Annotated in this window: 15 protein-coding genes; 4 read left to right on the forward strand and 11 right to left on the reverse strand. The window is 30.0% G+C overall.

The window, feature by feature from the left end; all coding sequences use genetic code 11:
- Nucleotides 1-2: 2 nt before the first annotated feature.
- Nucleotides 3-890 (reverse strand): ABC transporter ATP-binding protein, encoded by an 888-nt coding sequence (locus tag LPB302_RS04570; RefSeq protein ID WP_053975140.1) that lies wholly within the window; start codon nucleotides 888-890, stop codon nucleotides 3-5.
- Nucleotides 891-1,102: 212 nt separating this feature from the next.
- Between LPB302_RS04570 and LPB302_RS04575 the strand changes: the two genes are divergently transcribed.
- Together LPB302_RS04575 and LPB302_RS04580 are read left to right on the forward strand one after the other, a co-directional pair.
- A complete protein-coding gene (locus LPB302_RS04575) occupies nucleotides 1,103-1,894 on the forward strand; it encodes a sensor histidine kinase (RefSeq protein WP_053975141.1) in 792 nt (263 codons plus the stop codon).
- Nucleotides 1,891-2,592, forward strand: a complete 702-nt coding sequence (locus LPB302_RS04580) for a LytR/AlgR family response regulator transcription factor (RefSeq protein ID WP_053975142.1) — start codon at nucleotides 1,891-1,893, stop codon at nucleotides 2,590-2,592. Before LPB302_RS04575 ends, LPB302_RS04580 begins: the two co-directional genes overlap by 4 nt.
- Before the next feature lie 44 nt (nucleotides 2,593-2,636).
- Here LPB302_RS04580 and LPB302_RS04585 read toward each other — a convergent pair whose 3' ends face one another.
- The 4 genes from LPB302_RS04585 to LPB302_RS04600 all read right to left on the reverse strand — a co-directional run bounded on the left by LPB302_RS04585 (nucleotide 2,637) and on the right by LPB302_RS04600 (nucleotide 5,298).
- Nucleotides 2,637-2,813, reverse strand: a complete 177-nt coding sequence (locus LPB302_RS04585; RefSeq protein ID WP_053975143.1) for a zinc ribbon domain-containing protein — start codon at nucleotides 2,811-2,813, stop codon at nucleotides 2,637-2,639.
- Between the two features lie 65 nt (nucleotides 2,814-2,878).
- Nucleotides 2,879-3,454 (reverse strand): helix-turn-helix domain-containing protein, encoded by a 576-nt coding sequence (locus LPB302_RS04590; RefSeq protein WP_053975144.1) that lies wholly within the window; start codon nucleotides 3,452-3,454, stop codon nucleotides 2,879-2,881.
- A gap of 1 nt (nucleotide 3,455) precedes the next feature.
- Nucleotides 3,456-3,917, reverse strand: coding sequence for a hypothetical protein (locus LPB302_RS04595; protein WP_053975145.1), 462 nt, complete (start codon nucleotides 3,915-3,917; stop codon nucleotides 3,456-3,458).
- A gap of 1 nt (nucleotide 3,918) precedes the next feature.
- A complete protein-coding gene (locus LPB302_RS04600) occupies nucleotides 3,919-5,298 on the reverse strand; it encodes a serine hydrolase (protein WP_053975146.1) in 1,380 nt (459 codons plus the stop codon).
- A gap of 318 nt (nucleotides 5,299-5,616) precedes the next feature.
- On the opposite strand from LPB302_RS04600, the gene LPB302_RS04605 reads away from it, so the two are divergent.
- Entirely contained in the window at nucleotides 5,617-5,982 is a 366-nt protein-coding gene (locus LPB302_RS04605; protein WP_231658744.1) for a LytR/AlgR family response regulator transcription factor, read from the forward strand.
- A gap of 113 nt (nucleotides 5,983-6,095) precedes the next feature.
- Here the strand turns inward: LPB302_RS04605 and LPB302_RS04610 are convergent, their stop codons facing one another.
- The 6 genes from LPB302_RS04610 to LPB302_RS04635 form a co-directional block, all read right to left on the reverse strand.
- A complete protein-coding gene (locus LPB302_RS04610; protein WP_053975147.1) occupies nucleotides 6,096-7,493 on the reverse strand; it encodes an alpha/beta hydrolase family protein in 1,398 nt (465 codons plus the stop codon).
- Between the two features lie 121 nt (nucleotides 7,494-7,614).
- Nucleotides 7,615-8,067 carry a hypothetical protein gene (locus LPB302_RS04615; RefSeq protein ID WP_053975148.1) on the reverse strand — a complete coding sequence of 151 codons (453 nt, stop codon included), beginning with the start codon at nucleotides 8,065-8,067 and terminating at the stop codon, nucleotides 7,615-7,617.
- A 102-nt stretch (nucleotides 8,068-8,169) separates the two neighbouring features.
- The gene (locus LPB302_RS04620; RefSeq protein ID WP_053975149.1) at nucleotides 8,170-8,826 is read right to left on the reverse strand and encodes a hypothetical protein; all 657 of its coding nucleotides are present in this window, start codon (nucleotides 8,824-8,826) and stop codon (nucleotides 8,170-8,172) included.
- Entirely contained in the window at nucleotides 8,810-9,301 is a 492-nt protein-coding gene (locus LPB302_RS04625; protein ID WP_053975150.1) for an RNA polymerase sigma factor, read from the reverse strand. The genes LPB302_RS04620 and LPB302_RS04625 overlap by 17 nt, the downstream gene beginning before the upstream one ends.
- A gap of 65 nt (nucleotides 9,302-9,366) precedes the next feature.
- Nucleotides 9,367-10,065 (reverse strand): LytR/AlgR family response regulator transcription factor, encoded by a 699-nt coding sequence (locus LPB302_RS04630; RefSeq protein ID WP_044633815.1) that lies wholly within the window; start codon nucleotides 10,063-10,065, stop codon nucleotides 9,367-9,369.
- Entirely contained in the window at nucleotides 10,062-11,015 is a 954-nt protein-coding gene (locus LPB302_RS04635; protein ID WP_053975151.1) for a sensor histidine kinase, read from the reverse strand. The genes LPB302_RS04630 and LPB302_RS04635 overlap by 4 nt, the downstream gene beginning before the upstream one ends.
- A gap of 230 nt (nucleotides 11,016-11,245) precedes the next feature.
- On the opposite strand from LPB302_RS04635, the gene LPB302_RS04640 reads away from it, so the two are divergent.
- Nucleotides 11,246-12,334, forward strand: coding sequence for a serine hydrolase domain-containing protein (locus LPB302_RS04640; RefSeq protein WP_053975152.1), 1,089 nt, complete (start codon nucleotides 11,246-11,248; stop codon nucleotides 12,332-12,334).
- Nucleotides 12,335-12,464: the final 130 nt, after the last annotated feature.

The following is a 12,464-nucleotide window of genomic DNA, read 5'->3' on the forward strand; positions in this document are numbered from 1 at the left end:
AATTATATAGATTTAGCGTTAGTAACATTGAAAATTTCTGAGAAATACACATCCTCTAATTCTGCATTAATGGCTGTAAAACCCTCTCCAGGATTCGTATTACTTACAATATGAATGGTAGGTTTTCCTAGAAATAATCGTTCACTGATCACCTGAAAGTTTTCTTTGTATAGATTTAATTCTGATTTTTCGATTGTTTTTTGATATACTCTACCCTTTAAACTTTCCAAAATCTCAAGAGGTTTTCCTTTTAAACAAACTTGCCCTTTGTTAATAATAGCCATATTTGTACACAACTCCTTAACATCATCTACAATGTGAGTTGATAAAATAACCACTGTTTTTTCACCTAACTCACTTAATAAATTGTAAAAACGGTTTCTTTCTACAGGATCTAATCCTGCAGTTGGCTCATCAACAATTAATAGTTTAGGGTTGTTTACTAGAGCTTGTGCAATTCCAAAACGTTGTTTCATACCACCAGAAAAACCTTTTAAATTCTGTTTTCTGACATCATATAAATTGGTTTTATGCAAAAGTGCTTTTACCAATTCTTGACGTTCCTTTTTATTGATAATACCTTTTAATACCGCAAAATGATTGAGTAATACTTCTGCAGATATTTTTGGGTACAAACCAAATTGCTGAGGCAAATACCCTAAGACTTGTCTTAACTCATTTTTTTGTTGTAAAACATCTATATCACCTAATTTTATGGAACCTTGATCTGCTTCTTGTAAAGTTGCAATGGTTCTCATTAATGTAGATTTTCCTGCTCCATTTGGTCCTAATAAACCAAACATTCCAGTAGGAATATCTAAAGAAATATTTTGAAGTGCTTTAACTCCATTAGCATACGTTTTTGATAGATTGTCAATAACAAGTTCCATAGTATTTGTGTTTTTAATTGATTCGATACGCAAACCTATCTACTATTGTTAGTAAGAAAAAGAATCTGGGATACACTCCAAACTAGCTGTGACACAAACACTTTTAAAGGACATAAACGAACTTTATCACTATTAAACAACTATTTATCACTACTTAACTTTTGTTTATCAACTAATTTGTTGGCCAAAGTTTATTTAAGTAATATTGATGTATGAAGATGAAAATATCAGAAAATAGAAAGAAAATTATGAAGCGATTATTTAAAATAATGCTTGTAATTATAGGTATCATTATTATTGTATTTAATGACACCTTTGGTAAATTAGAAGGATTTGCAGAATTTATTGCATTCTACTTTATTATCGTATTTATAACGATTGCCTATTGGATTTTTAAACAAATAAAATCCATATTTAAGTTAAGGAACGAAAAAGAAAAAACAGAACTACTACATTTAAAAAGTCAGGTAAATCCTCACTTTTTCTTCAATACGCTCAATAATTTATATGGAATGATGGAGAAGAATTCCAAAGAAAGAGAAATGGTTCTTAAACTTTCTGATATGATGCGTTATAGTATTTATGAAGGCGAAAAAGATTGGGTAACCCTTAAAAACGAATTGGATTATTTACAAAATTATATAGAGCTTCAAGAAATTCGTTATCACAAAAAATCGGATGTACAATTCAATCATACTATCGAAAATCCTGATGCTAAAGTGATGCCATTACTTTTTATCATTCTACTAGAAAATGCATTTAAGCACGGTTTGGAAAATTTAGAAAAAGACGCTTATATTCATATTGATTTTACAGAAAGTGAAAATGAAGTTCAATTAGTCATTGAAAATAATTTTGATTTGCAACAAACAAAGAATCAAGAAGGCATTGGTTTAAAAAATCTAAAACGAAGATTAGAATTAGTTTACCCAAAAAGGCATTCACTTTCTTTTGACATTAACAATACTATTTATAAAGTTACACTATCTTTAACCTTGAAATGATGAAATATTTAATTATTGATGATGAACATATTGCCCATAAAATTATTATGGAATATTGTGAAATGCTTCCTCATATGCAATTGCAGAAAAACTGTTATAGTGCTTTAGAAGCTTTGGAATATTTGAACACGCATCAAGTTGATTTGATCTTTTTAGATTTAAATATGCCTAAACTAAAAGGTTTTGATTTTTTAAAGACATTAACGAATCCTCCAAAAGTTATTGTAACTACTGCTTATAGTGAGTTTGCCATTGATGGTTATGAGTTAAACATTGTAGATTATTTATTAAAACCATTTCGTTTTGAGCGATTTTTGAGTGCTGTTAATAAAGTAACATCTTCTGACACTAATAAAATAAGAAAAGAAAGTAAAGAGGTTGTAAAGCCTAAAGGACAACATATCTTTTTAAAACAAAATAATAGTCATATTCAGGTAGATGTAGACGATATTCTATTTATTGAAGCTTCAGGCAATTATACCAAATTTGTTACTAAAAATAATACAATTAGTATTCGTGAAAAAATATCGGATACCATCCAATTGCTTTCTGATAATGATTTTCTTCAAGTTCATAAGTCATTTGCCGTTGCAAAAAAGCACATCGCTAGGGTAGAAGGTAATAGAATTTTTATTGGCGATCACATTGTACCTATTGGTAAGCTATATAAAACAAATATTAATCAACTTTTTAAATAATCTTTAAGATTCATTTAAAAAATTTGTGCTTCAGTAAAACTATTTTAATTCGTGAAAAAATCGAAAATATTACTCAAAGCACCTGTTTTTGCTTTAAAGAATTCAGTATAAGTACATTTTTTATTTTGTACATCAAATATTTTCGACAACGTACCACCTGTGGCTCTCATTTCTCCAATTTCATAAGTGGCATTATCACACTTCGGACATTTGTATTTCATAGTTTTATATTTTTTGAGTTGATACTATATGGCTGTAAAATATTAACGCTATTATTCATTGCCTTTTATTTTAAAAACTTAAATCGAGGTCTATATATCACCTCTTTTTCATTGTTTATTCTAAGTGTGTTGATCAATATTAAAATTAAATTGGCGACATACAAAAAGCCAATAACTATAAAAAATGTACTTAACGTTATTTGGTCTGTGAGTCCAATTTTTGATATGATGAAAAATACTAGAGGGATAAAAAATAACAGTATGGTCCACGTGATTTCGAAATTGATTAAATCTTTACCCAGCTTATCACTGTTTTTTATCTTACCTTTTTTTGATGTCCAAAGTATAAATGGAATTAAAATTCCTAATAATGGAAAAAACAGAAATGTTAACGCAGATAAATTGAGATATATTAAATATTTTTTATCTTCTTTTACTGACCAATCTATCAATTCATCTGGAATCACATTTAAGGCATTTGCTAAACGTTTTAACGACTCACCTGTTGGGTTAGATTCCCCCTTTTCTATTCTTTGTATCGTTCTTAAACTCAATCCAGATTCTTCAGCCAGAAATTCTTGAGACATTCCTCTTTGGTTTCTTAATTCTTTTACTCTTAAAGCTAAATAATTTTTATCCATTTTATAAAGATTTATTTTGAGTGATTGTTTTTCTGTATCTCATTATTGCTATCGTTATTGTGCCTAACAAAAATGCAGGAATCAACTGAACTAATGAACCATAAATTACATGATTCAATAAGGCATCACCAAAACTATCATAATACAGTCCATAATGGGTGCCAATTTCCCACTTTGTATCTATCCACCAAAGTATAGCTACTGGAATTCTAGAAATTGGAGAAAAAATAATCAAACTTAATAAAATGATTTGATAAGGTTTTTTCTCGTTAAACGTTTTAATACCTAAATATATGGCAAATCCTAAGGTAAGCCAAAGTAAACCAATTATAAAAATGGCATTCTCTGGTAATCCTATCAATTCTAAAGTATATCTTATTGGTGATAGAAATAATGATATTATTACAGGTACTTTTGCAAAATGTATCGCCTGTCGCAAAGTAGTTTTTTCGTTATTTTCCATATTAATTCTTTTTAGCAGTGATTTTACGACCAGATTGATTCATAGTTAAACTAATAACCTTCCCCTTTTCATTTGTATTAAAAGTGATTTCTGCATCTACAATTTTTACAAAAAAATGATTTTGAGTTTCGGCAAATAATTCGACCTTCTTGGTTTGACCTGGAGCTAATAAGTATAATTGATTTGTGTTATCCAATCCTATAGTAAGGTTTACATTTGGTTTAACCTCATAAGTACCTGTATAGTCACTTAATATTTCTGAAGGTACATCAATTGATTTTCTCTCAGGTTGATTATTCTCAACCTCTGTTATTTTATTATCGGGTAGATTTACAAATAATTCAGCAACTTGTTTCGCCACGTTATTTACATTCTTACAATTACAGTTGGTTAATGCAGTTATATACAGTTTCTCTTTAGGTAAAAACAGCGCAATACTGGTAAACCCCTTCGTGCTTCCTGTGTGGGCAATTACAGGAGAATTTCCCAGTTTTGAAAATCGAAAACCATATCCATAAAGTACTCTTTTTCCACTGTTTAATAAGGTTGGTGTCATAGCTTGTTTTATACTAGAAGCTTTTAAAAGTGTGTTTGAAAGTAATGCATTTTGCCATTTTAAAAGGTCCTCTGTGGTAGATAAAATAGCTCCTGCGGAATACGCTAAAGACAAATTTATATAATCTGATTTTACAAAATCATTTTGTTCAATGATATAACCCTTAGTAAGGTTGGGAATAACTTGTTTCATATCTCCACAGGATGAATTCTTCATTCCTATTTTATCAAAAATATTTTGTTCTATAAAATCACTGTAAGGTTGTCCAGAAACGATTTCAATAATTCGCCCTAGTAAAATATAGCCTGCATTACTGTATTTAAAACGCTCTCCTGGTTTGAATTCTAAAGGTTCATCTTTAAAATATGCAATAAGTTCTGTAGGTGACATATTAGTTTTAGAAATAAAACCCTTGTCACCAACAGGTGTTCTGTTTTTTATTCCCGAAGTATGGTTTAATAGATGATGAATGGTAATGTCTTTTCCAATTTCAGCATATTCAGAAATGTATTTTCCAATTTTATCCTCAACACTTAACTTACCTTGTTCTTCTAGCATTAAAATAGAAATCGCAGTAAATTGTTTTGTTATAGAGCCAATTTGAAAGACACTATTAGTTTCTAAAGGAGTGTTTAATTCTAAATTAGATTTTCCAAAAGCTTTACTATAAATGGCTTTTCTATCTTTGGCTACTAAAACTGAAATTCCTGGTTCTTTAGAACTGTAAGTTGATGAAACTACAGCATCAATTTTAGATTGATAGCTTTGGCTAAACCCAATATATGTAATAAAAAAGAAAAGGATACTTGTAAAATAATTGTTCATGTGTTTGTATTAAATATTTCGTTTACAAAATTAAATACAATACCCATAGACACTAGCGCCAAACTTATGACATCTTTATGACATCTGTGGTAATTACCTGAAATAATAGTACATGTGGACTTTATTTTAATGAGTAAGTAGAGTTTTTATAGTTTTTAAAGAGAGTTCCATATAGGTAAAGAAATACTACTGTTTCCTGTAAAAGTTATTGTAACTACTGCTTATAGTGAGTTTGTCATTGATGGTTATGAATTAAATATTGTCGATTATTTATTAGAACCGTTTAGTTTTGAGCGGTTTTTAAGTGCTATTAATAAAGTGACCTCTTCTGATACCAGTACAATAAGAAAAGAAAGTAAAGAGACTATAAAACCTGAAGGACAACATATTTTTTTAAAACAGAATAATAGTCATATTCAGGTAGATGTAGATGATATTCTATTTATTGAAGCTTCTGGTAATTATACTAAAGTTGTTACAAGCAATGAAACCATAAGCATTCGAGAAAAAATATCGGATACCATCCAATTGCTTTCTGACAATGATTTCATGCAAGTTCATAAATCATTTGCCGTTGCAAAAAAACACATCGTTAAGGTAGAAGGTAATAGAATTTTTATTGGCGATCACATTGTACCTATTGGTAAGCTATATAAAACAAATATTAACCAATTATTGAGGTAAATTGCTATTGCCATGTCAATATATAATCTAGTCTGAAAATTCATGAGGATTTTCATGAGTAGGTGAGTACTAGCAATGAATTATTCAAGAGGTTACTACACGTATTTTATATCTTATTTCAGATGTCCTATTACCCAATTTTTTATTTCATTCAATGCTGTTGGGGAAAATGTTTGTTCTATTTTTCTATATTCATCCATCTTTCCAGTTTCACACTCCTGAAAGAAGTGGTTTAAGTTTTCCAATTCTACTATTTTATAATCTTTATTCTTGCCTTTGATTAATGCATTTCTTATGCCTTCTTGATTTATTTTTGCATTTACTTGCGTGTCTTTACTGCCATTTAATGACAACACTGGGATTTTTAATTTTTCAATTTCATCAGCAGGATTGTATTGTAAAAAATAGCGTGACCAAGGTTGTAAACTTGTTTTAAGTTGGCTTTCTATAAATGTATTGATATTCTTTTCTGGTACGTTTAATGATGTTAAAATGGGTCTTAAAAAATCATTATAATGTTTAGTTAATTCCTTTTTAATTTCCGATTCCCCCTTATTAGAGATTACAATTGCAATCGCTTTTCTGGTGTTTTTTTCATAAGCCACCTCATCTTTAACAGGAAATTCTCTCAATATTTTAGATTGCATTACAGATAGTTCTGTTCCCGAAATTCCGGTAGAAGCTAATAACACCATAAAAGCGACATCTTTAGAGTTGTTAGCCGCTAGAGGTGCGATAATACCACCTTCACTATGACCAATCAAACCTATATTTTTAATATCTACATCGTTTCTAGTTTTTAAGTATGCGATGGCACTCAAAACGTCTTTGGAAAAATCTTCTGTGGTTGCTTTACCAAAATTTCCTGTAGATTCACCAACTCCACGATCATCAAAACGCAATACGCCAATGCCTTGTCTTGTTAAATAATCTGATAATACTAAAAAAGGTTTGTGTCCCATAAAACTTTCATCTCTGTCTTGTGGACCACTTCCGCTAATTAAAATTACTACTGGAAATTTTCCGTTTTTATTGGGTAAGGTTAAAGTACCTGCTAATGTTATGTTGGCTTCATTATTTTTAAAAATGACTTCTTCTTCATAATAAGGGTAGGGTTTTACAGGTTCCTGCGGCCGTTTCGAATCTTCTATTTTTATAGTTCCTTTTTTTAAGTTTATGACCATTTCTATGCCACCTTCCTTGTAAATACCTTCAAATTGTTGTGCTTCAGTATTAAAAACTCCTGTATAGTTCATTCCAACATTAGAGCCATCAATAATTAGCTTTCCATTTGTAAAAGTTGTAGCTGATGGTTTGATGCCAGCAATTCTAAACGTTGGAACATCCATAGTAGTTGAATACGTAGCGTTTTCTTGTTTTATATTAAAAACAAAAGTGATTTCTTTATCGCCTCTTTTGGTTGTTCCGTTCCAATGTCCTGAAATATCTTGAGAACGTGCACTAGTAATGGCGAGTAAATTTAAAAGTATGATAATTGTTAATGTTTTCATGTTCGTTAAATTTTGATTGATGATGTCTAGGCCAAATTTTCGTTAGCCTTGTGGTATTAAAAAATAGTATTACTAATTTAGTAATCGAAGCTATTTGAAGAGAGATTTAGTTAGATTTACATTAGAGCACGTTTCCAGCGTCTTTAGCTTGAGCATCCTTACGGCGACCTATTAATGCGCCAATAAATAGTCCCATACAAATGCCAACGGAAATCCCTAAAGACCTTTCAAAACGCTCACCTATTAGAATTCCAGCTATAACTCCGAATAACATTCCTAAAGTTACACTCAGGTTTGTATAGTATCCTTGAGAAGTCAAGGAAAAGGTGTCCTTTAAATAGGCCTCAAATTTACTCAGTGCGTTTTTAAAGAATTTTTTTCTATTGTCTGGATTTGAGTTTAGTTTTAAGCTATCCAGTTCCATTTCTATAGATTGAATTTCATCAGTGGTGAATGCTCTGTTTTCTAATTTTTTAAGAATCTCAATAAATTGCGTATAAACCTTGATTTCAGATTTATTAGAGGATTCAGTTTTTAAACTTTCAAAAAAGTTAATTGCATTTAATAGTGTCATAATTTTTACTGTTTTCTTGGTTAGTGGCCCAAATCAAAAAATATTACACCTAAAATTTATTTATTTTAAAAAACCACAACAAAACACCTTATTATCAAACGCTTAACTTCTTAAGCTTTCTATATCTGTCATCAATTCTTCTAGTTTTTTGAATATTCTTCCATAAACGATGTTTAAATCCCATTTATAAATTCGACCTCCAACAAGGAATAGCAAAACCAAGATGACTGCCACGATAACAATTCCGATGAGTGGGATTCCAAATATTAAATAGGTATCTGGAAAACCAACAAGTATTTCATCTACAAGCCGTTCACCCAAAGGCATGCCTTCGGCATCTTTAAACCAAAAGCCTAAAACCAATGACATAAATATAATTGGGTACAAAAATCTTGACATTTTTTTATTGATTGCGACCTGCTTTTGTATCCACTCATTAAATGACTTTAAATATTGATAACTACTTGCACCTTTGTCAATTTTTTCTAATCCATTTAATAACATCTTATTAATAAACACAAGAACTGAAAGAGTAATAAAAAATATAACACCTGTTATTGGTATGCCAACAAAAAATGAGACAATTAAAAAGATAAATGAGAATGCTATAATTGCAATCAAATTTATTTTAAACATACGTTTAAATTTATCAATAATATGAATTGATTTTTGGTTGTAAAGGTTGTTTATTTTTGGTGCTACTAATGCGTCACTCTTGAGAAAACCTTCTTTCCAAATGTTTTCAATTGATTTTTCCATCTAATAATTTTTTTAATCTAGTTTTAATTCTTTTAACACGTACACCAATATTATTTGGGTTCGTTCCTATAATTTCAGCAATTTCCTTTTGCGATTTTTCTTCCAAATAAAGCATGATAACGGCTCTATCTATTTCCGATAGTTTTCTTATGGCATCATATAATAAATTTAGAGATTCGTCTGAAAACGCGTAGTTGTTTTCGGTTTCTTCAGCAGTTATAGAATCAGACACAAAATGCTGAACATTGTTTTTCTTTTTCTTAAGTAAGGTTAAACAGACGTTTAATGAAATGCGATACACCCAAGTGCTCCATTGCGATTCTTCGCGAAAATTGTCTTTACTCCTCCAGATTTGTAAACACACTTCTTGGTAATAGTCTTCAAAATCTTGTTGTGAACTGGTGTAAGCTCGACATAATTTGATAATTATTCCTGCGAATGGTAAAATGGATGTGTTGTAAAAATAGCTACTCAATACTGTTGTTTTATTGGTTAGTGGCTTAAATTAGGAATTATTACAGGTTAATGTCAAAATTGATTTTATTTTATTAATCGATTTACATTAAGCTTATACATTTTCCCTATTGGAATTTTGTGATTCCTTAGATGTATTCTATTACCTTCAATTAATTCTATTTTATCTATTGAGATAATAAAAGATTTGTGAATCCTTATAAATTGTGTCTCTGGTAAATTATGTGTAAAGGATGTTAGCGTTTGATGAGAAACAATCACTTTATCAACCATATTAATTTTTACATAGTTTCCATAGGCTTCTAAAAACAGAATGTCCTTTAACTTTATCTGGTAGTATTTTTTATCTTCCTTTATAAAAATCTTAGTGTCTTCTATGGTTTCCGTATTTTGTATTGGGCTGGCTTTAATTGATAATGCATCGGAAACTTTACTAACAGATTTTACAAAACGACTGAAATTAAATGGTTTTAATAAATAATCGTCAATATTCAATTCATAACCTTCTAAGGCAAATTCCTTGTAGGCTGTAGTAATGATAATTTTTGGCGGATTAGAAAGTGTTTTTAAAAACTCTAAACCAGAAAGCTTTGGCATATTTATATCTAAAAAAATAAGGTCAATAGAATGCTTATTTAAATAGTCTAGGGCTTCAAAAGCATTATAACAACTTTTTTGGAATGATAGATAAGACAAATTACTCGCATAATCTTTAATATTATCATGAGAGGCAGTTTCGTCGTCTACAATTATATATTTTATCATTTCTTATATATATCTAATGTTGTTGAATAGGTGTTTTCTTCAATTTTATTATACAATTGATGTGTGTTTGGATATAATAAATTTAAGCGATCTTTTAAATTTTCGAGCCCAATACCTTTGTCTTCTGATGATTCTTCAGCATCATAATTGTTTTTAACTGTGAAACTTATTTTATTTTCATCTTCAATAAGTTGTAAATGAACAAATGCATTATCTGTTGCTTTTTCAATGCCATGTTTAAAAGCATTTTCTAGCAAGATAATGAATAACAAAGGTGCCACTTTTGTTTCTGGATTTTTAATTGATTTTTCAAAATTCACATCAATGTCTTTATGGTATCTGGCAGTTTGTAAATCAATAAAATTTATTAAATAATCTATTTCATCTTTTAACTGCACGTTTTCCTTTCCGCTATCGTAAATAGTGAATCGCATTAAATCTGATAATTTTAGGACATAGTCTTGAGCTGCATCAGCATCCTTTTTTATTAAGGCATACAAATTGTTAAGTGTGTTAAAGAAAAAATGAGGATTTATTTGATTTTTTAATAGCATCAATTCGGCTTCTAATTTATCCTTTTTAAGTTTTTGAATACTTTTTCGGTATTCGTAGGTCCAATAGAAAATTAAATAAGCAACTGCAATTGCTAAAAGAATTCTTACGCTATTCTTTAGAAAGCCTCCATCTAAATCTGTAGTAGCATCAATAGCAAATATTAAAAGCGGAATACTTATTCCTAAAAAGAGATATTTTAATCGAAGGTTAGAAGTCCCAAATTTTATTTTTTCAGTTTGAAAGAGATAATTCAAAAGGGTGTAAAAGACTACTAAACCCAATGAACTTGAAAGCACTGCGAATATTTCGCTTTGAGCGTTTCTTAAGATTAGCATCAATACAAGGATGATGCCTGATACAATTGCCGATGTTTTAAATAGTTTTTTTTGTGTCATGTTTTCTAATTGTTTATGATTTTGACACAAATCTATATTGCATATTCAAGGTTACAATTTTTATTTTATGAACGTCTCTTATCATATTGTAAACGTATCAAATTTATTGATAAAGATACTTTAAATATCATTATGAGTTGATTACCATTTGATACGTTAACTTCATCAAAATAATTCTAAATGACGAATATTCAGTTCTAGGTTTGCATCAAATTTAAAACTAAATACATATGAAAACTTTAATTACAATTATTACAATGGCATTATCGACCTTATTCGTAAATGCACAAATGACAGCTGAAAAGGAGCTACAAAAAGCTTTAGATGAATCTACAGCTATTGCTTTGAAAAAACATAATGTTCCTGGTATGGCAATCGCAATTATTAAAAATGATCAAGTGATTATTAAAAAAGGATATGGATTTTCTGATATAAAAAGCGGAGAAACACCTAGCAGTACAACAGGATTTAATATTGGATCTATATCAAAAATGTTTACTGCTTGGGGAATTATGAAATTAGTAGAAGAAGGAAGTCTTCGATTAGACGCTCCTGCTTCCAATTATATTTCAGGTTGGAAATTGCCAGCTAGTGAGTTTGATGCTAATAAAGTAACCATTAGAAATTTATTGCAGCATACAGCAGGTTTATCTGTACATGGTTATAATGGGTATGAATCTAAAAATGAATTAACATCCATTAGGCAATCGCTATCTGGAACTTCCAATCCAGATGAAGCCGTAAAGCTTATAATGGAGCCTGAAAGTAAATGGCAATATTCTGGTGGAGGTTATTCTATACTGCAACTTGTCATAGAAGAGGTAAGTGGTAACTCGTTTGCAGACTACATGCAAAAAAGCATATTTAAACCTTTAAAAATGAAGCATACGAGTTTCGATATCAATAAAAAGATATTAAAAAATTCTGCTAAAGCGTATGATGAAGAAGCAAAGGAAATACCGTTGCGCCTTTTTAATGCTCAAGCAGCAGCGGGTTTGCATACAACCATAGATGATCTAATTCTATTTGCAAAAGCATCATTTTCAAGAAATCCTGTTTTGTCAGAAGAAAGCATTGCTCTTTTAATAGAACCTACCGAACTATCAAAAGGGAATTACGGAATGGGTTATATGGAAATGAATCGTTTTGGAGATTTCACATTGAACGGTCATGGAGGTTCTAACGAAGGTTGGCAATCTGGTTTTATGCTCGATTTTAAATCAAAATCTGGTATTATTATACTTACCAATGGCTCTAATGGAAGGAATGTCTTATTTGGAAGTATGAAAGATTGGGCTCAATGGCATGGAAGTAACTAATTATATTTCTTTTTATTTAAGCAGTGAATGACTAATCTAGAGGCATTCACTGTTTTTGCGCGTAATGTGCTACAACGGTTGTGTATATAAAAAGTGCGATTGACTAAATGCACATATCTTTCAAACGTGA

Source organism: Polaribacter dokdonensis, from assembly GCF_024362345.1.
Taxonomy (GTDB): Bacteria; Bacteroidota; Bacteroidia; order Flavobacteriales; family Flavobacteriaceae; genus Polaribacter; species Polaribacter dokdonensis.